The 23,954-nt window shown below is 45.0% G+C and carries 21 protein-coding genes; 14 read left to right on the forward strand and 7 right to left on the reverse strand.

Features of this window, described 5'->3' with window-relative positions:
- The first annotated feature begins 52 nt into the window (after nt 1–52).
- From ubiE to tatC, 6 genes are all read left to right on the forward strand, one after another.
- The gene (ubiE, locus tag ITG09_00835) at nt 53–832 is read left to right on the forward strand and encodes a bifunctional demethylmenaquinone methyltransferase/2-methoxy-6-polyprenyl-1,4-benzoquinol methylase UbiE (GenBank protein ID UPR53562.1); all 780 of its coding nucleotides are present in this window, start codon (nt 53–55) and stop codon (nt 830–832) included.
- Between the two features lie 98 nt (nt 833–930).
- Nucleotides 931–1,536: an SCP2 domain-containing protein gene (locus ITG09_00840; GenBank protein ID UPR52250.1), complete on the forward strand. Its 606-nt coding sequence runs from the start codon at nt 931–933 to the stop codon at nt 1,534–1,536.
- Nucleotides 1,533–3,167, forward strand: a complete 1,635-nt coding sequence (gene ubiB, locus ITG09_00845) for a ubiquinone biosynthesis regulatory protein kinase UbiB (GenBank protein UPR52251.1) — start codon at nt 1,533–1,535, stop codon at nt 3,165–3,167. Before ITG09_00840 ends, ubiB begins: the two co-directional genes overlap by 4 nt.
- Nucleotides 3,168–3,221: 54 nt before the next feature.
- Entirely contained in the window at nt 3,222–3,476 is a 255-nt protein-coding gene (gene tatA, locus ITG09_00850) for a Sec-independent protein translocase subunit TatA (protein ID UPR52252.1), read from the forward strand.
- Nucleotides 3,477–3,479: 3 nt separating this feature from the next.
- The gene (tatB, locus tag ITG09_00855) at nt 3,480–3,887 is read left to right on the forward strand and encodes a Sec-independent protein translocase subunit TatB (GenBank protein UPR52253.1); all 408 of its coding nucleotides are present in this window, start codon (nt 3,480–3,482) and stop codon (nt 3,885–3,887) included.
- Between the two features lie 148 nt (nt 3,888–4,035).
- Nucleotides 4,036–4,791 (forward strand): twin-arginine translocase subunit TatC, encoded by a 756-nt coding sequence (tatC, locus tag ITG09_00860; GenBank protein ID UPR52254.1) that lies wholly within the window; start codon nt 4,036–4,038, stop codon nt 4,789–4,791.
- A gap of 288 nt (nt 4,792–5,079) precedes the next feature.
- On the opposite strand, the gene ITG09_00865 is transcribed toward tatC, so the two are convergent.
- Nucleotides 5,080–5,841 carry a TatD family hydrolase gene (locus ITG09_00865; GenBank protein UPR52255.1) on the reverse strand — a complete coding sequence of 254 codons (762 nt, stop codon included), beginning with the start codon at nt 5,839–5,841 and terminating at the stop codon, nt 5,080–5,082.
- 208 nt (nt 5,842–6,049) lie between these two features.
- On the opposite strand from ITG09_00865, the gene hemB reads away from it, so the two are divergent.
- From hemB to polA, 3 genes are all read left to right on the forward strand, one after another.
- Nucleotides 6,050–7,093 carry a porphobilinogen synthase gene (gene hemB, locus ITG09_00870; GenBank protein ID UPR52256.1) on the forward strand — a complete coding sequence of 348 codons (1,044 nt, stop codon included), beginning with the start codon at nt 6,050–6,052 and terminating at the stop codon, nt 7,091–7,093.
- 75 nt (nt 7,094–7,168) lie between these two features.
- Nucleotides 7,169–7,603 (forward strand): GNAT family N-acetyltransferase, encoded by a 435-nt coding sequence (locus ITG09_00875; protein ID UPR52257.1) that lies wholly within the window; start codon nt 7,169–7,171, stop codon nt 7,601–7,603.
- A gap of 678 nt (nt 7,604–8,281) precedes the next feature.
- The gene (gene polA / locus ITG09_00880) at nt 8,282–11,080 is read left to right on the forward strand and encodes a DNA polymerase I (GenBank protein UPR52258.1); all 2,799 of its coding nucleotides are present in this window, start codon (nt 8,282–8,284) and stop codon (nt 11,078–11,080) included.
- Between the two features lie 507 nt (nt 11,081–11,587).
- On the opposite strand, the gene ITG09_00885 is transcribed toward polA, so the two are convergent.
- Together ITG09_00885 and ITG09_00890 are read right to left on the reverse strand one after the other, a co-directional pair.
- Nucleotides 11,588–12,187, reverse strand: coding sequence for a GTP-binding protein (locus ITG09_00885; protein UPR52259.1), 600 nt, complete (start codon nt 12,185–12,187; stop codon nt 11,588–11,590).
- A gap of 217 nt (nt 12,188–12,404) precedes the next feature.
- On the reverse strand, nt 12,405–13,064 hold the full coding sequence (locus ITG09_00890; protein ID UPR52260.1) for a YihA family ribosome biogenesis GTP-binding protein: 660 nt from the start codon (nt 13,062–13,064) through the stop codon (nt 12,405–12,407).
- Between the two features lie 148 nt (nt 13,065–13,212).
- Between ITG09_00890 and ITG09_00895 the strand changes: the two genes are divergently transcribed.
- The 5 genes from ITG09_00895 to hemN all read left to right on the forward strand — a co-directional run bounded on the left by ITG09_00895 (nt 13,213) and on the right by hemN (nt 17,752).
- Nucleotides 13,213–13,830, forward strand: coding sequence for a cytochrome c4 (locus tag ITG09_00895; GenBank protein ID UPR52261.1), 618 nt, complete (start codon nt 13,213–13,215; stop codon nt 13,828–13,830).
- A gap of 557 nt (nt 13,831–14,387) precedes the next feature.
- The gene (locus ITG09_00900; GenBank protein ID UPR52262.1) at nt 14,388–15,026 is read left to right on the forward strand and encodes a class I SAM-dependent methyltransferase; all 639 of its coding nucleotides are present in this window, start codon (nt 14,388–14,390) and stop codon (nt 15,024–15,026) included.
- On the forward strand, nt 15,026–15,583 hold the full coding sequence (gene yihI, locus ITG09_00905) for a Der GTPase-activating protein YihI (protein UPR52263.1): 558 nt from the start codon (nt 15,026–15,028) through the stop codon (nt 15,581–15,583). The genes ITG09_00900 and yihI overlap by 1 nt, the downstream gene beginning before the upstream one ends.
- 6 nt (nt 15,584–15,589) lie before the next feature.
- Nucleotides 15,590–16,078, forward strand: a complete 489-nt coding sequence (locus ITG09_00910; GenBank protein ID UPR52264.1) for a DUF2489 domain-containing protein — start codon at nt 15,590–15,592, stop codon at nt 16,076–16,078.
- 282 nt (nt 16,079–16,360) lie between these two features.
- Nucleotides 16,361–17,752: an oxygen-independent coproporphyrinogen III oxidase gene (gene hemN, locus ITG09_00915; GenBank protein ID UPR52265.1), complete on the forward strand. Its 1,392-nt coding sequence runs from the start codon at nt 16,361–16,363 to the stop codon at nt 17,750–17,752.
- An 84-nt stretch (nt 17,753–17,836) separates the two neighbouring features.
- Here the strand turns inward: hemN and ITG09_00920 are convergent, their stop codons facing one another.
- The 4 genes from ITG09_00920 to ITG09_00935 form a co-directional block, all read right to left on the reverse strand.
- Nucleotides 17,837–20,419, reverse strand: a complete 2,583-nt coding sequence (locus ITG09_00920; protein UPR52266.1) for an EAL domain-containing protein — start codon at nt 20,417–20,419, stop codon at nt 17,837–17,839.
- 108 nt (nt 20,420–20,527) lie between these two features.
- Nucleotides 20,528–21,931: a nitrogen regulation protein NR(I) gene (gene glnG, locus ITG09_00925; GenBank protein UPR52267.1), complete on the reverse strand. Its 1,404-nt coding sequence runs from the start codon at nt 21,929–21,931 to the stop codon at nt 20,528–20,530.
- Nucleotides 21,932–22,052: 121 nt separating this feature from the next.
- Nucleotides 22,053–23,129 (reverse strand): nitrogen regulation protein NR(II), encoded by a 1,077-nt coding sequence (glnL, locus tag ITG09_00930; GenBank protein UPR52268.1) that lies wholly within the window; start codon nt 23,127–23,129, stop codon nt 22,053–22,055.
- A gap of 157 nt (nt 23,130–23,286) precedes the next feature.
- The gene (locus ITG09_00935) at nt 23,287–23,856 is read right to left on the reverse strand and encodes a DUF4124 domain-containing protein (protein UPR52269.1); all 570 of its coding nucleotides are present in this window, start codon (nt 23,854–23,856) and stop codon (nt 23,287–23,289) included.
- Nucleotides 23,857–23,954 lie beyond the last annotated feature (98 nt).

A 23,954-nucleotide genomic window follows, 5' to 3' on the forward strand; every position in this document is an offset into this window, starting at 1 on the left:
CTCTAAATACAAAGAGCGTTGTCGATGAAAACTTACCATGGTAGATAACAGCATTATGGACACAAGCGTGCAGACAAATTCAGCAGTAGAGTCAGAAACCACACACTTTGGTTTCGAAACAGTCGCAAAAGACGAAAAAGTCGCGAAAGTAGCAGAGGTATTTCACTCTGTAGCCGCTAAATACGACATCATGAATGACTTAATGTCGGGTGGTGTTCACCGCTTGTGGAAGCGATTCACGATTGATTGCAGTGGTGTTCGTCCGGGTCAACGTATCCTAGACCTTGGTGGTGGTACTGGTGACCTGACTGCGAAATTCTCACGCATCGTTGGCGAAAAAGGCCACGTGGTTCTTGCTGATATCAACAACTCAATGCTGAATGTTGGCCGCGATAAACTGCGTGATAGCGGTATTGTTGGCAATGTACATTACGTGCAAGCTAATGCTGAAGAGCTGCCTTTCCCAGACAACTACTTCGATTGCATTACCATCAGCTTCTGTCTGCGTAATGTTACCGACAAAGACCAAGCGCTGCGTTCAATGTACCGCGTGCTTAAGCCGGGTGGTCGTCTGTTGGTTCTTGAGTTTTCTAAGCCAGTACTTGAGCCACTATCAAAGGTTTACGATGCCTACTCTTTCCACCTATTGCCAAAAATGGGTGAGCTGATTGCCAACGATGCAGACAGCTATCGTTACCTTGCAGAATCAATCCGCATGCACCCGAACCAAGAAACCTTGGAAGGCATGATGCAAGAAGCGGGTTTTGAAAATACAAAATACTTCAACCTAACGGGCGGCATTGTTGCGCTGCACCGCGGTTACAAGTTCTAGTCGAACTTGGTAGCAGGCTCGTTGAGTATGCTAAAAAATAAGAATAAAGACAGAACGGATAGGTTAAGGCTTATCCGTTTTCAAAGGTAAGGACAGTCATGCCATTTGATCCATTGGTCACCGCGGTTATTGAAACCTCTTTAAATACTTTCGTGAACGATGATCCAGCTTTGGTTCGTCGTTTGTCTCGTTTAAAGGGGCAGATCATTCAAGTTAATTTGAAAGAGCTGAATAAAACTCTCACTTTCGTTTTTAGCCAACAGATCGATGTGTTGTCTGAATATGAAGGGCAGCCTGATTGCTACCTATCTTTGAATCTGTCGGTACTGCCAGAACTGCGTGAGCAATCGAACATCACCAAACTGATCAAGCAAGACAAGCTGATCTTAGAGGGTGATATTCAATTGGCTCAGAAATTTGCTCAGCTAATGACAGACTGCAAGCCTGACTTGGAAGAGTGGCTATCGCGTGTGACGGGTGATGTGGTTGCTCATACCTTGGTACAAGGCGTTAAGAATGTCGGCGGCCTTGTGGCTAAGCAAGCGACTAAGCATCAAAACCATCTCGCTCAGGTATTAACTGAAGAGTGGAAGATTGCACCAGCGCCCTTAGAAGTGGCACATTTTTGCGATCAGGTTGATGACGTGAAAAGCTCAGCTGCACGCCTTGAAGCCAAATTGAACGCTCTGTTGGAGAAAGCATGACCCCAACAGAACTGAAACGTCTTTATCATATTATCAAGGTACAGTTGGAATACGGCCTTGATGAATTGATGCCTGAGCACCAGTTGACTAAAGCCCCTTTGCTGGCGAGAAAGTCACTGTTTTGGCTTAAAAACAAGCACCAAGATAAAGAGTTGGGTCATCGCTTACGTCTCGCGCTGCAAGAACTTGGGCCAGTGTGGATCAAGTTTGGTCAAATGATGTCGACACGTCGTGATCTGTTCCCTCCTCATATCGCTGATCAATTGGCTTTATTGCAAGACCAAGTCGCTCCATTTGATGGCGCATTGGCCAAGCAAGATATGGAAAAGGCGCTGGGTGGCAGCTTAGATAACTGGTTTATTGACTTTGATATCGAGCCACTGGCTTCTGCTTCTATCGCTCAGGTGCATACTGCAAAGCTCAAAGAGAGCGGTCGCGAGATTGTTCTGAAGGTCATTCGGCCTGATATTCGCCCGGTGATTGACGCAGATCTAAAACTGATGCACCGAATGGCGCGTATAGTCGCTAAGTCGCTTCCTGAAGCACGTCGTTTGAAACCTGTTGAGGTGGTTCACGAGTACGAGAAAACGTTACTTGATGAACTCGACCTGCGCCGCGAGGCGGCGAATGCGATTCAACTACGACGTAATTTTGAAGGCAGTGAAGAGCTGTATGTCCCAGAGGTTATCCCTGATTTAAGCAGTGAAACCCTGATGGTGTCAGAGAGAATCTATGGTATTCAAGTATCCGATATTGAAACTCTGAACGCCAACGGCACTAACATGAAATTGCTGGCTGAACGTGGTGTGACGGTATTCTTTACTCAAGTGTTCCGCGACAGTTTTTTCCATGCAGACATGCACCCGGGCAACGTATTCGTCAACCCAGAGAATCCAGATAACCCTCAGTGGATTGGTTTGGATTGTGGCATTGTCGGCACGCTCAACAGCGAAGATAAGCGCTATTTAGCAGAGAACCTACTGGCTTTCTTCAATCGAGATTATCGTAAAGTTGCCGAGCTTCACGTAGATTCAGGTTGGGTTCCACACGACACCAACGTCAATGATTTTGAGTTCGCGATTCGCATGGTGTGTGAGCCGATTTTTGCAAAACCACTTGGCGAGATCTCATTTGGCCATGTGTTGCTAAACTTATTTAATACAGCAAGACGTTTCAATATGGAGGTTCAACCTCAGTTGGTACTTCTGCAGAAGACCTTGTTGTATGTGGAAGGCCTAGGCCGCCAGTTGTATCCGCAACTTGATTTGTGGGCAACGGCGAAGCCTTTCCTTGAAACCTGGATGATGAATCAGGTGGGGCCACAAGCTGTGATTAACGCAGTAAAAGAGCGTGCGCCATTCTGGGCAGAAAAACTGCCAGAACTGCCAGAGCTACTTTATGACAGCTTGCGCCAAGGTAAAGCGATGAACCATAGAATGGATCAGCTTTATCAAGGTTATAGAGAGAGTAAGCGTCAGCAAGCAACTGGAAAGTTTTTGTTTGGCGTTGGGGCCACTTTAGTCGTATGCTCCGCAATATTAGTTTCAAGCCCTTATGAGCAGCTATCTATGGGCTGTGGCATCGCAGGTGTCACATTTTGGCTGCTAAGTTGGCGAGCTTACCGTCGTTAGACAGTAGACTTCCTTAATATTTTTTATGTGTAGACAGACCCGAGGACAATGACAATGGGTGGTATCAGTATTTGGCAACTTCTAATCATTGCTGTAATTGTAATTTTGCTATTCGGAACGAAGAAGCTGCGCGGCATGGGCGGTGACTTAGGTTCAGCGGTTAAAGGCTTCAAAAAGGCAATGAGCGATGAAGACAAGCCTGCAGATAAGAAAGATGCAGACTTTGAACCAAAGAATATTGAACAGCAGAAGAAAGAAGCGAGCGCTGAAACAACTGCTGAAACAAAGAAAGACAAAGAGCAGGCGTAAATCGTGTTTGATATCGGTTTTTGGGAACTGGTATTAATATCTGTCGTTGGGTTAGTGGTTTTAGGACCTGAGCGTTTGCCGGTGGCGATTCGTAGTGTTTCCAAGTTTGTTGGACAAGCGAAAAGCATGGCAAATAGTGTGAAAGATGAACTTTCTCATGAGCTTAAGGTGCAAGAGCTGCAAGAAAACCTACGCAAGGCGGAAAAAATGGGTATGGAAGATTTATCTCCAGACCTTAAAGCGTCAGTCGATGAACTCAAGCAGGCCGCTGCTGAGGTTCAACGTCCGTATGCTAAGCCTGAGTCTGATAAGCCAAGTGAGACTAAACCTAGTGTCACGGAAACTGTGGAATCTGAAACCATTCAGGTCAACAGCGAAGCTTCAGCACCGTCAGATAAGAAAGCCGAATAGTCTCGCAAGGAGGAGTCGCCGGATACTTGAGTCGCTAGATGTTTAAATCGATAGCTATTCAAGTCGATATCTATTCAAGTGGATACCAATTCAACTGGATAAATAGGTGTGCGGCTCCTTTTCGATCTTCCTGTTTAAGAGGTTTGACATGTCTTCGACTGAGCAGACACAGCCTTTAATTAGCCATCTTCTAGAACTTCGTAATCGCTTACTACGTGCGATTATTGCGGTTCTGGTGGTGTTTGTTGGGCTAATTTATTTCGCTAATGATATTTATGAGTTCGTCTCTGCACCTTTGGTAGATCGCTTACCTGAAGGCGCGACGATGATCGCAACCGATGTTGCGTCGCCATTTTTCACACCACTGAAATTAACCTTGATCGCGTCTATATTCCTCGCGGTTCCGTTTATTTTGTATCAGGTGTGGGCTTTTGTTGCTCCGGGCTTATACAAGCATGAGAAGCGCTTGATCATGCCGTTATTGGCTTCAAGCTCATTGCTGTTTTACTGTGGTGTGGCGTTCGCTTACTTCATTGTATTCCCGTTGGTATTTGGCTTTTTTACCGCCATATCATTAGGGGGAGTAGAGTTCGCAACCGACATATCGAGTTATCTTGATTTTGTACTCGCGTTGTTCTTTGCCTTTGGTATTGCTTTTGAAGTGCCAGTCGCGATTATCTTGCTATGTTGGACGGGTGCAACGACGCCTCAATCTCTGTCTGAAAAGCGTCCTTACATCGTCGTAGGTGCTTTCATCATAGGTATGATGCTGACACCACCAGATATGATTTCGCAAACACTGTTGGCGATTCCAATGTGTATTCTGTTTGAGATTGGTCTGTTCTTCGCTCGTTTTTATACGCGTAAGCCAGGTGCGGATGAAGAGGAAGAAGCTGAATCTTGATTCGGAATGCTTCAGTAAAAATCACATAATAAAAAAGCGGCCTAGGGCCGCTTTTTTATTATGTCTGTTTATCGAATCTTTAACTGATAGCCACAGTTATGACATATATAGAGCTCTTTGATGCCCCAAATTTTATGCCATAGAGTTCGATGTTGACGTTGTAAGTGTTGTGAATGGTCACACATAATCAACTACCTCCATATGCAGGTGGTTGATAGTATACATATCACATTGCTTTCTCAAATGAATTCAGGGTAAATCCGTAATATTTACTTATTAATAGTTTTATCATAGATTAAACAATGATTTAGCATTGGTGGTGGTTATGTTTTCGACTTCTTCAAGGGTAATTCCGCGTAATTCAGCGATGCGTTTTGCTACTAACTCTGTGTAGGCTGGTTCGTTGCGTTTACCGCGATTCGGTGTTGGTGCTAAATATGGGCAATCTGTTTCTAGGATGACGTAATTCATATCCAGATGTGGGATCACCTTATCCATACCTGAATTCTTAAAGGTCGACACGCCACCTAAACCTAAATGAAAGCCTAGCTCGTTAATCGCTTGAGCTTCCTCTAAGCTGCTGCCAAAACAGTGGAACACGCCACGTAAGCTGCCATCTTGTTCTTGGCGAAGCAGTGCAAGTGTCTCTTCAATGGAATCACGGGTGTGGATCACGACAGGTAGGTCTAGATCTTTTGCCCACTGAAGTTGAGTCACAAACGCCATCTCTTGTTCGGCCTTAAAGGTTTTATCCCAGTACAGGTCGATACCGATCTCACCCACGGCGATAAAATCATGCTTATCAAACCAAGCTCGAATGGTTTTCAGGGTCTGCTCAATATTTGCATCCACATAACAAGGGTGTAAGCCCATCATTGAACGACACACATCAGGAAACTGCGCTTCTGTCGCTAACATTGGCTCGATAGATTCTAAATCGATGTTCGGCAATAGAATCGTATCAATACCTTGGGCAAGTGCGCGCTGCACCACCTGTTCGCGGTCTTCGTCGAATTCGCTCGCGTAAATATGGGCATGGGTGTCGATCATTATTTTTGTCCTGAAAGCGGTCTGTACTGAGTTGTCATGAGTATACGGCAGTGTGAGGAGAAGGTCATTTTTTGCCATTTATCCCTTTTTTTGAATGGGTTTTCGCTTTACTGCTAGCGTCCTGAGCCATCAGTGATATGCTTTTGCCAGTATTTAGCACTTTTCATATCTAAGCATTTTGGTGTTTAGACTAGGCAAGGAGAATCTAGTGTCTGTTTCAATTCAAGGTCAATTCCCAGGTCGTCGTATGCGTCGTATGCGTAAACATGACTTTAGCCGTCGCTTAATGGCAGAAAATCAATTGTCTGTAGATGACCTAATCTACCCAATGTTTATCTTGATGGGTAAAGAGCGTCGTGAGCCTGTAGAGTCAATGCCAGGTGTTGAGCGTCTGTCTATCGACCTTATGCTTGAGGAAGCGGATTACCTGTCAAAACTGGGTGTCCCTGCGATTGCTCTATTTCCAGTCGTGAACCAAGATGCTAAAAGTTTATGCGCAGCTGAAGCTCATAACTCAGAAGGTTTGGTGCAGCGCGCTGTACGTTTACTAAAAGAGCATGTGCCAAATATGGGTGTGATTACTGACGTAGCACTAGACCCGTTCACCACTCACGGCCAAGACGGCATCATTGATGAAGATGGTTACGTGATGAATGACGAGACGACTGAAGTCTTGATCAAGCAAGCATTATCACACGCTGAAGCGGGTGCGGATGTGGTTGCACCGTCAGATATGATGGATGGTCGCATTGGTAAGATCCGTGAAGCTCTAGAAGAAGCGGGCCATATTCATACCCAAATCATGGCTTACTCTGCGAAATACGCATCGTGCTACTACGGTCCATTCCGCGATGCGGTCGGCAGTGCTTCGAACCTGAAAGGGGGTAACAAGAAGAACTACCAGATGGATCCAGCAAACAGCGATGAAGCGATTCACGAAGTGGCGATGGATCTTAATGAAGGTGCGGATATGGTGATGGTTAAGCCAGGCATGCCTTACCTAGACATCGTGCGCCGTGTTAAGCATGAGCTGCAAGCGCCGACTTTTGCTTATCAAGTGTCTGGTGAATATGCGATGCATAAAGCTGCGATCCAAAATGGTTGGCTGAAAGAGCGTGAAACCGTAATGGAATCACTGTTGTGCTTTAAGCGTGCTGGTGCTGATGGCATCCTGACGTACTTCGCTAAAGATGTCGCAGAGTGGCTTGCTGAAGATAACGCACAAGCTGCTGAGCACCTGCAAGGCAAGTAAGTATCAAGCAAACCATATGATCACCAAAGGGTTGGCCGTTGTGCCAACCCTTTTGTTTTATTAGGATGAAACAAGATGTCTGTCATTGTGCGTGAAGGCTCATTAGAAGAGGTGGTTTCTGTTGTTGAACAGATTACCGAGTTTGCCAAAAAAGAGAGTGTAACGTCTTTATCGGAGCGATTAGCGGGTAAAACAAGCCTGATCCTCGTTGCTGAAGAAGCGGGTGTGTTACTGGGTTTTAAGATCGGTTATGAATTGGATGAAAACACATTTTATAGCTGGTTTGGCGGTGTTTCATCATTGGCGAGAAACAAGGGTGTGGCGCAAGCGCAACTTGATGTTCAAGAACAGTGGGTGAAGCAGCAGGGCTATCAACAACTGAAAGTGAAGTCTCGTAACCAGTTCCCCGCAATGTTGCGCTTGTTATTAAGAAACGGTTACCTAATCGAAAAATTTGAAGAAAAAGAAGACATTAATGACCATAGAATCCATTTTTTGAAGCAAATTTGAGCACTGCTGTTAACGGTTTATAAATTAAATGAGATTTATTATCATTTAAGTGTTGACTATCAAATGAGAATCATTATTATTAACTTTGTCTTAGGGAATGAGGAAATGTTCACAAGGATGTTAAGTACTCAAGTATCTACTTGGTTACCCAACAGAATTCTCGCGAACTTGTACTAAGTTCTTTTTGACACGACATTGCTCACATTGCTTCCAGTGTAATTTATAGCTTTTAGGTAAAGCTGTGGTATTCAATTTGAATGGCTTTACCGGTTTTTGCTAGGCGACATCTTCGGGTGTCGCTTTTTTTATACCTCCATTTCAACAAGATGCATATTTAGTGGCACATATTTTTATGAATAAAACGCCATCAGTATTCTTTTCCACAACGCAAGATCGTAAAAAGATCGTTGATCATATGTTCGATCTGTAATTTTATTCTTTATTTTCATGTGTTTATTGGTATTTTATTGCTTGTTGTGCTTAGTTTTCAACAAGGTGGATAAATAATATAAACAGAGTTATCCACAGAACGCTTGCGTCTAAGAACAAAAAATAACAATAAATCGATTATAACGAACACAACCGAGTGAACGGATACAGATCGACAACGTGGAATCCAACCAACAGACGTGGCATTCTTAACAGATAATTTCTGTACTTACTGGATACACAAACATTATGGCTCGTATTCCTGATAATCCATTGATTCTGATCGATGGCTCTTCTTACCTATATCGCGCGTTCCATGCTTACCCTGGCACAATGAGCAATGGTGATATCCCTACCAACGCTGTTTACGGTGTAGTTAACATGTTGCGCAGCATGATGCGTCAATTTGCTTCTGATCGTATTGCGGTAATTTTTGATGCGAAAGGAAAGACGTTCCGTGATGACATGTACCCAGAGTACAAGGCAAACCGTCCACCAATGCCTGACGATCTTCGTTGTCAGATAGAACCTCTGCACAATGTTATTCGTGCGATGGGTTTACCACTTATCTCTATTCCTGGCGTTGAAGCGGATGATGTGATCGGTACGCTTGCTTCTCAAGCTTCAGCTCTCGGTATGCCTGTGCTTATCAGTACTGGCGATAAAGATATGGCGCAGCTTGTCGATGACAACGTTACTTTGATCAACACTATGACCAACGTAGTGATGGATCGTGAAGGTGTGATTGAGAAGTTTGGTATTCCGCCAGAGCTGATTATCGACTACCTTGCGCTGATGGGCGATAAAGTCGATAACATCCCAGGTGTTCCGGGTGTTGGCGACAAGACAGCGACTGCTCTGCTACAAGGCATTGGTAGCATCGAAAAGCTGTATCAAAATCTTGATGATATTGCGGCGCTTGGCTTCCGTGGTTCAAAAACCATGGCTAAGAAGCTAATTGATAACAAAGACAATGCTGACATGTCTTATGAGCTTGCAACAATCAAACTGGATGTTGAGCTTGAAGAGACGCCTGAGTCGCTTGTCAAAGCACAACCAAACACGGATGAGTTGATTAAGCTATACGGTCAACTGGTCTTCAAATCTTGGTTAAACGAGCTGCTTGAAGGTGGCAGTGGTGTGGTTGAGGCGGATGAAAAGTCGGGCGCAGTGCGTAGCAACACGGCATCAACCCCTTCTACCGTAGAAATGAACACCTCTGCCGTGACGATTGATCGCAGCAACTACGAAACCATCCTCGATGAAGCGTCATTCAATGTTTGGTTAGAAAAATTGAAAGCATCTGAAGTGTTTGCTTTCGATACTGAGACAGACAGCCTAGATTACATGGTCGCGAACCTTGTTGGTCTATCATTCGCAACCGAGGAAGGCGTTGCCGCTTACGTGCCAGTTGCTCATGACTACCTAGATGCACCGCAACAGCTGGATCGCGATTGGGTACTTGAACAACTGAAGCCAATTCTAGAAGATGACGCACAAGCTAAAGTCGGTCAAAACCTGAAGTACGATATGAGTGTGCTAGCGCGCTACGGCATCGAGATGAAAGGCATCAAACACGACACTATGTTGGCGTCTTACGTTTTCAATAGCGTAGGTGGCAAGCATGATATGGACAGCCTAGCGCTGCGTTTCCTACAGCACAGCTGCATCTCATTTGAGCAAATCGCAGGTAAAGGTAAGAAACAGCTTACTTTCAACCAGATTGAGCTGGGCGAAGCGTCTCCATACGCTGCAGAAGATGCGGACGTAACACTACGTCTTCATAACCGTTTGATGGAAAACATCGAGCAAGATGAAAAGCTAAAAGCCATCTATGAAGAGATCGAAGTACCACTGATTCCTGTTATGTCTCGCATTGAACGTACAGGCGTATTCATCGATGACATGTTGCTAGGGGCTCAATCGCAAGAGATTGCGGTTCGTCTGGATGAGCTAGAACAGAAAGCCTACGAGATTGCAGAGCAAGAGTTCAACATGAACTCACCAAAACAGCTGCAAGCGATCCTGTTTGAGAAAATGGGTCTGCCAGTAATCAAGAAAACGCCATCAGGTGCACCTTCAACTAATGAAGAAGTGCTACAAGAATTGGCGCTTGATTACCCGCTACCTAAGCTGATCATTGAGTATCGTGGCCTTGCGAAGCTTAAGTCGACGTACACAGATAAACTGCCGAAGATGATCAACGCCGAAACGGGCCGTGTTCACACGTCTTATCACCAAGCGGTGACAGCAACGGGCCGTTTGTCTTCGACCGATCCAAACCTACAGAACATCCCAATTCGTAATGAAGAAGGTCGTCGTATCCGCCAAGCATTCGTTGCACAACATGGTTGGAAGATCCTAGCGGTCGATTACTCTCAAATTGAATTGCGTATCATGGCGCACCTATCAGGTGACAAAGCGCTTCTGGAAGCATTCCAACAAGGCAAAGATATCCACGCGGCAACGGCTGCTGAGATTATCGGCGTGGCCATTGATCAAGTTACCACTGAACAGCGTCGTCGTGCTAAAGCCGTTAACTTCGGTCTTATCTACGGCATGAGTGCCTTTGGCTTGGCTAAGCAATTGGGTATTCCTCGTGGCGAAGCACAACACTACATGGATACTTACTTCGAACGTTACCCTGGCGTGATGCAGTATATGGAAGACACACGCAGTGCGGCTTCAGAGCAAGGCTTCGTTGAAACCATTTACGGTCGTCGTTTGCATCTTCCTGAAATTCAATCTCGTAATGGTATGCGTCGTAAGGCGGCTGAACGTGCGGCGATCAACGCGCCAATGCAAGGCACAGCGGCAGACATCATTAAGAAAGCGATGTTGCTAGTTGATGAGTGGATTCAAGCCGAAGGCGATGGTCGTGTGAAACTGCTTATGCAGGTACACGATGAATTGGTATTTGAAGTGGAAGAGTCAGCTTTAGCCGAAATTGAAAGTAAAGTACAACAATTGATGGAATCCGCTGCAGAGCTAGAAGTGCCACTTGTGGCGGAAGCTGGCCACGGTGACAACTGGGATCAAGCCCACTAATCAGTTTTTGACCTTATTAAGTAAATTAGTATGAGCCAGTGCACAAACACTGGCTTTTTTTTGTCTCGAATAAAGATGAGCTGTGAAAAGAACTTAGGTGTTTTAATAAAACATTCATGAAAAAAAACTACAAAAGTTGTTTTCATCTCTGAGCAATTGTTGTACATTAAATCTCGTAGGGTACAGAGGTAAGATGTTCTATCTTTCAGACCTTTTGTTTCACGTTATTGGATTAGGCTGATTCAGCCGCCCCAGTCAGTATTTGACTGGGGCGTTTTTTCTTGTGCGAAAGAAAAATATTTCCAACCTATCATCCCCCCATAAAATCTCTTATTTTCAGCACCTTTCATTGCGTTTTCTCAAGCACCTTGATTACCCCCTGATTTTCCTTAGATCTGGAATTCGATCAGCTTTTGGTAATTTAAATCCATCCTTAAGTCGATTGTTTTATCACTTAAAATAACTTTTACTTTACAAATGACAGATAAAGGATTGATGGCTCACGCCTTATTTATCAGTGTATTGAGTCGGTGAATGTTCAATGTAGTCCATGATTTTCTGTTGTTTCTCAGTGCTGTATTTCAGTGCTTCGGCGGTGATCTGGATAGATTGCGCCATCGAAGAGATATTGTGGGTCGCTTTCACCAAGGTTTGCTGCATGGGTTTGAGGATCAGCAAGTAAATAGCGGTCAGGGCGATAATAATTACACCGACAACGGCAACCAACGCGATGATGACTTTGGTTTGTATATCATCAAGTAGCGTTTGGCTTGTCTGTTTAAAGGCGACGCGTGATTGATCTAAGGCTTGTGGGAGTTGATTGAGCGAGGTCTTGGTGGAGCTCGCAAGCTTATTGATGCTTTCAACGGTTTGATTTAGGGCTTGTTGCTGGTCGTCGCTTAGGTTTGGGTTGTTGACGATCGCCTGCAAAGATTGCGATATCACCTCAAGGGACTCACTCGCATCTTGGGCGTACTTTTCCATGCCATCGAGATCTAAGGTCATATCGACATTAATCAGTGGGGCTTGTTCTTGTTCTGTTTCAGAGGCAAACCCTGTCAGTGAGACCAACATAAGTGCAATGATGGCCAATGGTGTTTTCCACATGAGTATTCCTTTCTCATTGTTCTGGTTATTTAGATGTGTCTTTTAGTATGGTTCACTTCTATTGGTTTTAGTGGGTAAATCCGATCTTTAGCGCTAAAAATCTAGGCTTAACTCACTAACTTTCAGGCAAAAAAATACCCCACCTATATAAGGAGGGGTATTGATAAGGCTCAATCACTTGCTGTAAGTGCTCTAACCTATAGTGATAAGAGAGGAACTACTCTGAGTCGTTGTGCTCTTCGTCCGCTAGCTCATCAATGATTTGATCAGCAAGCGCAGGGGCAAACCACTCATCCATCTTGGCACGCAGTTGGTCAACGCCGATGCCCTTCATTGAAGAGAAGACATCAACCGCAACATCACCACCGAAAGATTTCGCGTCGTTACGGATTTTCAGTAGCTGTGCTTTACGCGCACCACTTTTCAGTTTGTCTGCTTTTGTTAACAAAACCTGCACTGGGATACGGCTATCGATAGCCCAATAGATCATTTGTTGGTCAAGGTCTTTCATTGGGTGACGGATATCCATCAATACCACTAAACCTTTCAGGCTTTCACGTCGTTGTAGGTATTCACCTAACGACTTCTGCCATTTTTTCTTCATCTCAAGTGGTACTTGAGCAAAGCCATATCCAGGTAAATCGACGATATGACAACCGTCCGTTACCTTAAATAGGTTGATTAGCTGAGTTCGACCGGGTGTTTTACTGGTTTTCGCCAAGCTTTTTTGGTTTGTAACGCGATTTAGCGCGCTAGATTTACCAGCATTGGAGCGTCCTGCAAACGCAATTTCGATCCCTTCGTCTTCTGGTAAATGACGAATATCAGGTGCACTGGTAATGAAATGCGTGTTTTGATAATGAATTTTTACGCTCACTGTTAACTCCATCTCGACTTTGTGTAGTCGATTGATTACTTTTTTGTGAATTTGTGTAAAATAACCGTGCTCGGCATAAGGTCGCCTATTGTACCATGAGTGGCAACATAGAGTGGTACTGGAAGCTTGATAATTATAATGGAATGTCATGAAGAAATTAGCGCTAATTTTGAGTCTTTTAGCCAGCTGCTCAGTATGGGCTCAAGGTAGTATTGAAGCTGGTAAAGCCAAATCACAAACATGTGTTGCCTGCCACGGTGCTGACGGCAACAGTCTGATCACTCAGTACCCTAAGCTGGCTGGTCAACATGAGAAGTATCTAGAGAAGCAGTTAAAAGAGCTTAAGCTAGGTATGACAAGTGGTGGTAAGCAAGGTCGTTACGAACCTGTAATGGGTGCAATGGCGATGCCTTTATCTGAAGAAGATATGGCTGACCTAGCGGCATACTACGCCTCTCTACCTATCTCTAGTAACTCTACGCCTGAAAATGTAGTAGATGAAGGTAAGGTTCTTTACACAGCAGGTAACGCAGAACGCGGCGTAACGGCGTGTATTGCTTGTCATGGCCCTCGTGGTAATGGTACCGAACTTTCTGGTTTCCCTAAGATTTCAGGTCAACACGCAGATTACATCAAGGCTCAACTTGAAAAATTCCGTGATGGTGACCGTAATAACGACATGAATGCGATGATGCGTGATGTAGCTAAAAAGTTAACAGACGCTGATATTGATACCTTATCGAAGTACGTTGGTGGTTTACACTAATTTGTCGGTTTCTTGCTCTTAGCCAGAGTAAAGGAATGTACGTTCGAGCGAGATTGAAGAGACGCCCCGATCAGTAATGGTCGGGGCGTTTTCTTTTGTATTGGTTTTATTAATGTATTTTGTGTTTGTGTCTGATTTATCAATGTGTGATCGATTTGTGTACAAAAGTGTGAAGTCGCACTCTTGTAGTCTTTTTGTAACACGGTAAAGTAACCGCCATCAGCTAGGAGCTGACTTAGATATGGATGATCATCTAGTCTAACGGTATAGACAGAAATGGATCAGGCTAGGACAGCCCAGTAACAAGGTGTTAGAAAAGGATAGCCAAAACTCATCAGGATGATGAACAACAAACAAATTTGGCATGGAAAGCACCAATAACAAATGGAGATTTGTGTACCGAGTTGAGTATGCAAATTTTGGCCGATATAGGCAGATTTAGAGAGCGATAGGTTTTCCTATCGCTTTTTTTATTGATTTGATGAAAAAACACCCAATACCTCTCCACTATAAACTCAGTTTCTGGTATGTTTCGCATCCCTGTTTAAGGATGTGCTATGTATACTTGTCCCTTATGCCATCACCAAGGCGTGAATCACTATTTTGAAGACAAACGCAGAGCCTATCTGCAGTGTCAGCAATGTGAACTGGTATTTGTTAAACCTGAACAAAGGTTAGAAGCAAAAGAAGAAAAAGCACACTATGATCTCCATGAGAACGATCCTAGTGATGCAGGCTATCGCCGTTTTTTATCTCGCATCGCAGATCCTCTAACAGACAAAATTTCATCTAACTCACAAGGGTTGGATTTTGGTTGTGGCCCAGGCCCTACGCTATCTATTATGTTAGAAGAAGCCGGACACACCATGGAGTTGTACGATATCTATTACCATCCAGAGACTTCTGTGTTGGAAAAAACGTATGACTTTATGACTGCCACGGAGGTGATAGAGCATCTTTATCATCCAGACAAAGTGTGGCAGCAATGGTTGAATTTAGTTAAACCCAAGGGCTGGATTGGTCTTATGACTAAACTAGTAATAGACGTAGATGCGTTTGCTGGTTGGCACTACAAGAATGACCCGACACATGTCGTCTTCTTTAGTCGTCAAACATTCCAGTTTTTGGCAGAGCGGGATAAGCTCGAACTAGAATTTTTTGGAAATGATGTAATTTTACTGAGGAAAGTGCAGTAATGGGTCGTAGTAAGAAATCAAGAAAACCAGGAGCACTTGGCGCTCCGGAACCTATGGTTACTCGTAACCGTAGTGAATCTGATGTTGAAGGTCGTGAACGTAAGCGTGTTAAAAAGCGTAAAGGCCTTAAGTCTGGCAGCCGTCATTCAGATGGTAGCGAAGCAAAACAGCGTAAAGCTGCACAAGCTCGCGACCCTCGTTTAGGCAGCAAGAAAAAAATCCCGCTGATCGTTGAACCAGCGAAGAAGCCGACTAAACAAGAGCGCAAGCTATCTAACGAACAAGAGTTAGAGATGCTTGAGAATGATGCTCAACTGAACACACTGCTAGATCGTATCGAAAATGGTGAAAACCTAGGTGCTGGTCTGCAGAAGTTTGTTGATGAGAAACTTGATCGTATCGAACACCTAATGGGCCGCTTAGGTCTACTAGAGCCAGAAGACGATGAAGAAGAAATCTTCGAAGAAGCACCGGTTGCATCTAAGAAGAAAGCGAGCTCTGACGAAGACTTGCTATCTCAATTCGAAGATTTCGATTTAGACAGCTTTAAAGGTTAATAGCCAATGAACGTAACCTTATTAGCAATTGCTGGTGGAATTATCATTCTCGGCTTGGGCTCTTACGCAGGTTACCTTCTACTTCAAGTGAAGAAGCAGACGGAGTTGCAAAAGCAGCATCAAGCACTAGCCATTGAAAAACGTAACGCGACGATTTACGACAACGTAAATACTTTGTGCTTAGCGGGCATTCAAGGACAATGTGACTTACCTGAGATCAGTATCCGAGTATGTATCATTATGGATAATGTTCAGGGTGATGAGCGTGTCGATTTTGATTCTGAATATCCTGCTCTTTCTGAGCTGTACCATATCGTAAAAGATATGGCTCGCGGAGATGCAAGACAGGAACTGACGAAGAAAGAACGCATGCAGCAGAATCTCACGCGCCATAAGGCAGAGACTCGCTTGAATGATGCGGTCATTGAAGATCTGAAAAGGTTGCAAGAGAAGGTTAAACCTCTCAACAACCAAATCAACATTCAGATGATCTAGTCGCTAGACTATTTAAAATAGAGGCTTGTTTAATACAGGGTGTTCTTAAGACACCTTATCTATGTAGATAGTGTTAAATGAGCCTTCTTACCTTTGCGTCTCGTTAATCCCGACGCTTTGTTAGTGATCAAGCTAGCAGTTCTGAGTTTTTGTCTAAAAAATTGATTTTGTCTTGGAACGACCTTACAGGTCGTGTGGCAAAATAACCCGTCTATATTTTAATGTATGTAAAATGATTTGAGAGACCTTAGGTTCTCGCGGATCTAAATTGGAAATACCGCTATGTCGAGCAAGCCAGTAACAACGAATCAGCAAATCGTTTGGGATCAAGAGATCTTGAACAAGTACAACTATTCGGGACCTCGTTACACCTCATACCCAACTGCGTTGGAGTTTCATGAAGCGTTTACCGTCGCTGATTACGACATGGCGTGTACTCAATACCCTGAGCGTCCACTTTCTCTTTACGTGCATATCCCGTTCTGCCACAAGCTTTGTTACTACTGTGGTTGTAATAAAGTCATTACTCGTCACTCGCATAAAGCGGATGAGTACCTTGATGTGATTGAACATGAAATCCGCCAACGCGCCTCTTTATTGAATGGCCGTGAAGTGACGCAATTGCACTTCGGTGGTGGTACGCCAACGTTTTTGACCAAGACACAAATCACTCGCTTGATGATGATTTTGCGTGATGAATTTAATTTCACCGATGACGCTGAAATCAGCATTGAAGTTGACCCGCGTGAGATTGAGCTAGACGTACTTGATCACCTGCGTAGTGAAGGCTTTAACCGCCTGAGCATTGGTGTTCAAGACTTCAACAAAGAAGTGCAAAAGCTGGTTAACCGTGAGCAAGATGAAGAGTTCATCATTGCGATGGTTCAACGTGCGAAAGAACTGGGTTTCCGCTCAACTAACCTTGATTTAATTTACGGCCTACCAAAGCAAACTCAAGCTTTGTTCGCTGAAACATTGAAGCAAGTGCTAGAGATGAAACCAGGTCGTTTATCGGTATTTAACTACGCACACATGCCTCAGCTGTTTGCTGCGCAGCGTAAGATAAAAGATGAAGACCTGCCAGAAGCAAAAGAGAAAATGGCTATCCTGCAAGATACTATCGAGACTCTAACGGGGGCGGGTTACCAGTTCATCGGTATGGACCACTTCGCACTACCTGAAGACGAGCTTGCGGTTGCACAGCGTGAAGGCATTCTGCATCGTAACTTCCAAGGCTACACCACCCAAGGCGAAGCTGACCTAATTGGCTTTGGTGTTTCTGCGATCTCTATGGTGGGTGATGCTTACGCACAAAACCAAAAAGAGCTGAAGAAATACTACGCTCAGGTGAATGACCTGCGCCACGCACTTTGGAAAGGTGTGGCACTTGATAGCGATGACCTTCTACGTCGTGAAGTGATCAAGCAGCTTATCTGTAACTTTAAGCTGGATAAGACCATGATCGAATCTGAGTTCTCGGTTAACTTTAATCGTTACTTCAAGGAAGACTTAGAGCTTCTACAAACCTTCATTAACGATGAGCTGGTTGAAGTCGATGACAAAGAGATCCGCGTGACTCTGCGTGGCCGTTTGCTGATTCGTAACATCTGTATGTGTTTCGATAAATACCTGCGCGCTAAGGCTCGCCAACAGCAATTCTCTCGCGTCATCTAATTGCTCGATAGAGAATAGAATAATAAAAAATGCCAGCAATCATGCTGGCATTTTTGTATCTGACTTATTCGATTCTTGTCTGACTTAGGAGAGGCTCTCTTCGGCATTTTGTTTGACCTTGGCATGTTGCTTGGTGTTGCTGAGGTCGGTTGGCCATTGGTCAAATGGAACTGGACGACTGTATAAGAAGCCTTGAGCAAGCGGGCACTGCAGTTGCTTGAGGAGTTCAGCCTGTTGCTGTGTTTCAACGCCTTCTGCCACCAAGCTTACTTTGAAACCTTTAGTGATATTAACGATGGCCGCGACGATGGAGCTGTCGAGGCTCTCTTTGTTGAGCTTGCTAACGAAGCTACGATCGATCTTCAGGCAATCAAATGGCAGCTTTTGCAGATAGGCTAGGGAAGAGTAGCCAGTACCAAAATCATCAATTGCGATTGAGATCCCTAATGCCTTTAATGTCAGCATGTTATCGATGATGGTCGGGTCGTTGTCGACGATACGTGATTCGGTGATCTCTAGTGTCAGGTTACTCGCTGGCAGCTTGGTGTCTCGCAGTGTGCCTTTTACTTGTTCAACAAAGCCACTTTCGCTTAGCTGGTCGACTGATAGATTGACGTGAATCGAGAAGTCTTTGCTCCACTTTCCTGACTCAATCGCGATGGCTGTATCTCGACAGGACTTATGCAGAATTTGTTTTCCGATATCGTAAATGAGCCCGTTCTCTTCCGCGAGGGGAATAAACTCGAGCGGAGAGATCACCCCTTCATCGGTTATCCAGCGTGCTAAAGCTTCTGCCCCTATGGTTGAGCCGGATTCCAGATCAATAATAGGCTGGTAAAACGGTTCGAACTGTTGAAGCTCAATCGCTCGGTTCATTCGCGTTAGCATCTTGGTGCGATGTCTCGATGCGTTACCCATCTCAGGGCTGTAAATGCTGACACTGGTTTTGTCTTGTTTCGCGTTGCTCAGTGCAATGCTGCTGCTGCGTAATAGGAGTGTAATGTCGTGGAGATTCGAGACATTCACTATTCCCATCGATACCTTAATCACCACGCTTTCCGATTCCATTGAAAATGGGGAGGCGAAGGTTTGAAGTAAGCGGTTAGTCAGTAGCTGAACATCATCGCTTTGCGTAACGTTTGGCGCGTAGATGGCAAACTCATCACCACCAGTTCGAGCTAGCAGGTATTCGGATGGCAGTGTGCCTCTTAAACGAGCGGCCGCAATGATAAGTAGCTGATCACCATTGTAATGACCAAGGCTGTCATTGATGTCTCGAAAGCGATCGATACCAATCAGATACAGCGTGCCTTCTTCGTTGTCAGGGTGTTTCTTGGCCGCATCAATAAAGCCTTCACGGCTGTATAGCTTGGTTAATGAATCATAGGTAAGCTGAGACTGTAATGCGTGAAACGAGGCCTTTAAGTTGTTGGCCATTTCATTGAATGACTCCACTAACATGCTGGTTTCATAGATATGCCCCGTCTTTGGCATACTCGTGTCCCAATCGCCATTAGCAAGGCGTTTGGCTGCATCTGCTGTCGAGGTGATGGGTTGGGTTACGCGATTAAAGGCAACTAATCCTGCAATGACCCCAAGGCAACTCAGTGCTAGCCCGAGCAACCAACTGTTTCTTTGATTTTCTGGCAATTCACCGAGCAGATAGCTTTCAGGGATCGAAACCCCAATAAACCACGTGAGGCCATGCTCATCTTCGTAGGGGGTGATTTGGTTGAAGTATCGTTCGTTGTCTAGGCGGAAGTTAAAGCGCTGCTCGCCCAAATTATCGATTAGGTGGAATTGGTCTACGTAGCTAGCACTTTCACGTATGACTGGGTTAGCACTCTCTGTTGCCAGTAAGCGTTGGCCTTTGTCAGTTTTTCCTGTTCCCCATGAAACGACACTGCCTCCGCCTGAGTGCGCGACCAAGCGTTGCTGCTTATCGATGATATAAACAGAGGCATCTGTTCTATCTTTGAGTTTTCTGAGAAACGCATTGAAGGTATTAATCTTGATGTCGCTGACGACGACGGCTTTGAATTCATTATCATCATAGATAGGCGCGAGAGCAGATAAGGTGATTTCTTGGCGTTCGTCAGCATTAGCATAAATTGGTGACCATACTGCTTTTTTCTGTGTCGCAACGGGAGTGTACCAAGGACGGATTCTTGGATCGTAACCTGATATCACCGATCGAATGTCTTCACTAATATTGCTGCCACGGTAAATGACCAACTGATCATTGGTGCGTTCGTCTTGCACCATCAAGGTGTAGCCTTTGTTGGCTTCTTTACGGAAACCGACGTAGTTACCATCTTCAGAACCAAAGCCGATCACATCGAGTTGAGGTACAGCAGTGTAATGGTCTGAAAACGTATAAAAAATATAGTCTTGGACCTTACTAAGGTTGCCCGCTTGATAAAGATGGTGGTAGCCGATGTTATGACTGAGCGAGAGGTTCGCGTGAAATGGCTTTTCTAAAAAATTAGACAGGCTTTGATGAACATTGTCAGTCAGTGATGTCAGTTGGCGTGCACTAACATCACTCACCATCTCTTTGTAGCTTAGCTTTTGAGTGAAAACCATTACGCCCATAGTGAACAGAAAAATCATCACGAATGGCAGAACCACTGCGGATCTCAAAGTAATTTGTGTTTTCAAAGACATCTTTAGCTACAATTTTGGTGAATAGTGTACTGTAATTGTACCGACACTATCCAAACCAAGCGACACTTTTTTGGTTAAAAAGTAGCTGCATCGAGAATCATATAAGGTCTAGTACAGTTCTTTGAGTTTACGAGTTAGGGTATTTCTTCCCCATCCCAAAACCTTAGCTGCGTCCTGTTTATGACCATTAGTATGGTGGAGTGCAGCCTCTAGCAGTATACGTTCAAACTCTGGCAGAGCATAAGTCAGCAGCTCTTTTTCTCCTGAATCAAGCGCACACTTTGCCCAATTAGCGAGCAGTTGTTGCCAGTTATCTCCGGTACCAGAAGTGGTCACGACTTTCTCTTCCAACAGCTCTGGTGGCAGGTCTGAAGGGAGAATTTCGCTTCCGCTCGCCATCACGGTGAGCCAACGACAAATGTTCTCAAGCTGACGCACGTTACCTGGCCAATTGAGCTGGTTGAGCTTCAAAATGGTCTCAGGATGCAGTGTCTTCACTTCTACACCGAGCTCTTCGGCGGCGGATGCTAGGAAGTGATGAGTCAGCTTTTCAATGTCTTGTTTACGTTCACGCAGTGCCGGGATATGGATTCGGATAACGTTGAGTCGGTGGAAAAGGTCTTCACGGAAGTCGCCTTCATGCACCAATCGTTCAAGATCTTGGTGGGTTGCGGCAACGATACGAACGTCAACCTTAACCGCAGAGTGTCCACCGACACGATAAAATTGGCCATCAGAAAGTACACGTAGTAAGCGAGTTTGAATATCGAGTGGCATATCGCCGATCTCATCAAGAAACAGTGTACCGCCGTTGGCTTGTTCGAAGCGCCCTTGGCGAACGCTGTTAGCCCCAGTAAAGGCGCCTTTCTCGTGGCCAAACAGTTCAGACTCGATCAGATCTTTGGGAATTGCTGCCATGTTCAAGGCAATGAAGGGTTTCTTAGCTCTTGGGCTGTGACGATGCAGAGCGTGAGCGACCAATTCTTTACCGGTACCTGACTCACCGTTAATAAGAACCGAAATGGACGAACGAGATAAACGACCAATAGCGCGGAAAACTTCCTGCATCGCAGGTGCTTCACCGATGATTTCTGGTGCGTTGGTGTCTTCAGCGACTTCACTGGCTTGCTCGCGTTTCTGCTCTTGGCTGTGCGCGATTGCTCGTTCTACTAGAGTCAATGTCTCATCAATATCGAACGGCTTTGGTAGATATTCAAAGGCGCCTTTTTGATAAGCATTCACCGCCGCATCAAGGTCTGAGTGCGCGGTCATAATGATCACGGGCAGGTCGGGAGAGCGCTGGTGAACTTGTTGTAACAGCTCAATTCCGTCAATGCCAGGCATGCGAATATCAGACACCAATACGTCAGGTGTCTCACGCTCAAGCGCAAGTAACACGCTCTCGGCATCAGCAAATGTTTCACACTTTATATCCGCAGATGAAAGTGTTTTCTCTACTACCCAACGGATAGAGCTGTCGTCATCGACGACCCAAACGTATCCCTTACTCATAATTCAATTCCTTTGCAGCCAAATCTATTGTGATAATCATTGTTGTTTTTATGATGTCTTAATCTTTGTGTTACCGAGTTAAGCTTTTCATCTCGCTGTCTAATCGCGAAGTTCTGGTGACCTAAATCGGAAGGTAAATCGTGAATGTGGTGTTGCCCGGCCAGCTTTCAACATCAATTTTCCCATTGTGTTGATCGATCAGGTTTTGAGAAATCGATAGCCCCAGCCCCGTTCCACCTTCTCGTCCGCTGACCATTGGATAAAACAGGGTGTCTTTTAAATCATCGGGGATACCCGGACCGTTATCGCTGATCTCAATACGAGCCGCGAGTTTGTGTCGCTGCCCATGAATATTTGCTTGATGCACCGTTCTGGTGCGAATAGTGATTTTTCCAGAATCCTGAGTCTTTAAAATCTGCGCTGCGTTGCTCACAATATTGAGCATCGCTTGTTCAACCTGTGCCGAATCCATCAAGATGTCCGGTAGGCTAGGGTCGTAATCCCTTTCAATAGCCAGTGTTGAGCCTGATTCAAGCTCTACCAACTGTCTTACTTTCTCAAGTATCTGATGGAGGTTCTCTTCTGACTTAGTCCCCGGCTTCTGAGGGCCAAGCAAGCGGTCGACCAAAGCCCTTAGGCGGTCGGCTTGCTCAATAATGATCTGGGTATATTCATTAAGAGACTGATCAGGAAGCATTTTTCCAAGTAACTGCGCCGCACCTCTTAAGCCTCCTAATGGGTTCTTAATTTCATGTGCTAACCCGCGTACTAGCAACTTAGCCGCTTGTTGTTGTGCATGTTGGTTGAGTTCTTGGCTAAGACGTCTTTGCTGGTCTATCTTGCGCATCTCTACCAATAGCAAGGTTTCACGTTGCCAAGATATTGGGCTAACTGTGACTTCAAGCATCAGTGGGCGATTATCGACAACAAAGGTAACGTCACTGTCGGTAATGCTCTGGCCACTTTGCAGAGGTTGTGTCAGGAGGGCTAAATCGAGAGAGGCATGTTGGATGAGTTGACTCAATGGATGATCAACGATGCGTCTCGCGCTTTGTGAAAAGAGTTGTTCAGCCGATGGGTTGGCGTATCGCACATACAGTTGTTCATCGAGCATCAATGTCGAGGTCACCATATTGTCGAGAATGGCGCTGGAAAGTTGATGTGTATCTATGCTGTCGCGTTTCGCTGATCGATTCACTATTTCGTCCTTGAACTGGTGTTTTCTTGCTGCACCAATTTGGTGCGTAGCTAAGTTCAAGTATGGCGCATATCAATCAGAAGCTAAAGTTAATTCATTAAAGCTGCTGAGAACAGGTGAAAAGTTGAGGTAATTCAGTCTCTTTTAACACACAGGCCTACTTGATCGTCGCTCGATGTAAATACACGGTGACTGGACTAGTAGATGCAATAAGCTTGCCGCTTCTATGTGCTTGAATTGCAATGGTGTGAGTACCTCGATCGATGTCTTTTAATTCCCAAATAGGTTGGGTCTGTGGGGCGCCATATCGACGGCCATCAAGTATCAATTGAAATTGCTCCCCTATACCAAGTTTTCGGTTGAGATCTATCTGAATCGGGATTAAGCCACGGTTGCTACGAATAGTTTGATCATGAATTGGAGTCAGCATGGTAAGGGCTAATTGAGTGGGAACCTCGCGTTCTGTGGTTTCTGTTCCTGCTTGATTTTTATCTGGCGCTGCCGTTTTAGTTGTAGATGAAGCCGCGGCGTCAACCGGAGTAGAGGCTTCAAATTTAGGGGCGGGTGCTGAAGCTTGCACATCTGGCAGGCGAAGGGCCTCGGCATCTTGATCGCTAGGGTTATCACTAAAGTGGAGCACGCCATCTTCATCTACCCAGGTATACACCGTTTGAGCAGAGCATGAGAGTGCGACTGTTAACCCGATCAGGAACAGTATATTTTTCATATCTTTAGCCTCTTTTCACTGCTAGGTGATTTCACGTTTGGCGTTGGTTTTATTGTATTTAGCGCGACAGCCTCTGAGGACTTTTGTCTAAGGTATGG

This window comes from Vibrio cyclitrophicus (assembly GCA_023206055.1).
GTDB lineage: Bacteria > Pseudomonadota > Gammaproteobacteria > Enterobacterales > Vibrionaceae > Vibrio > Vibrio cyclitrophicus_A.

Bases quoted from the DNA above. Each gene is read 5' to 3' on its own strand.
- ITG09_00840 (UPR52250.1), top strand. From the start codon at position 931: ATGCCATTTGATCCATTGGTCACCGCGGTTATTGAAACCTCTTTAAAT.
- ubiB (UPR52251.1), top strand. From the start codon at position 1,533: ATGACCCCAACAGAACTGAAACGTCTTTATCATATTATCAAGGTACAG.
- tatA (UPR52252.1), top strand. From the start codon at position 3,222: ATGGGTGGTATCAGTATTTGGCAACTTCTAATCATTGCTGTAATTGTA.
- tatC (UPR52254.1), top strand. From the start codon at position 4,036: ATGTCTTCGACTGAGCAGACACAGCCTTTAATTAGCCATCTTCTAGAA.
- ITG09_00865 (UPR52255.1), bottom strand. From the start codon at position 5,841: ATGATCGACACCCATGCCCATATTTACGCGAGCGAATTCGACGAAGAC.
- ITG09_00875 (UPR52257.1), top strand. From the start codon at position 7,169: ATGTCTGTCATTGTGCGTGAAGGCTCATTAGAAGAGGTGGTTTCTGTT.
- polA (UPR52258.1), top strand. From the start codon at position 8,282: ATGGCTCGTATTCCTGATAATCCATTGATTCTGATCGATGGCTCTTCT.
- ITG09_00885 (UPR52259.1), bottom strand. From the start codon at position 12,187: ATGTGGAAAACACCATTGGCCATCATTGCACTTATGTTGGTCTCACTG.
- ITG09_00895 (UPR52261.1), top strand. From the start codon at position 13,213: ATGAAGAAATTAGCGCTAATTTTGAGTCTTTTAGCCAGCTGCTCAGTA.
- ITG09_00900 (UPR52262.1), top strand. From the start codon at position 14,388: ATGTATACTTGTCCCTTATGCCATCACCAAGGCGTGAATCACTATTTT.
- yihI (UPR52263.1), top strand. From the start codon at position 15,026: ATGGGTCGTAGTAAGAAATCAAGAAAACCAGGAGCACTTGGCGCTCCG.
- ITG09_00910 (UPR52264.1), top strand. From the start codon at position 15,590: ATGAACGTAACCTTATTAGCAATTGCTGGTGGAATTATCATTCTCGGC.
- hemN (UPR52265.1), top strand. From the start codon at position 16,361: ATGTCGAGCAAGCCAGTAACAACGAATCAGCAAATCGTTTGGGATCAA.
- ITG09_00920 (UPR52266.1), bottom strand. From the start codon at position 20,419: ATGTCTTTGAAAACACAAATTACTTTGAGATCCGCAGTGGTTCTGCCA.
- glnG (UPR52267.1), bottom strand. From the start codon at position 21,931: ATGAGTAAGGGATACGTTTGGGTCGTCGATGACGACAGCTCTATCCGT.
- ITG09_00935 (UPR52269.1), bottom strand. From the start codon at position 23,856: ATGAAAAATATACTGTTCCTGATCGGGTTAACAGTCGCACTCTCATGC.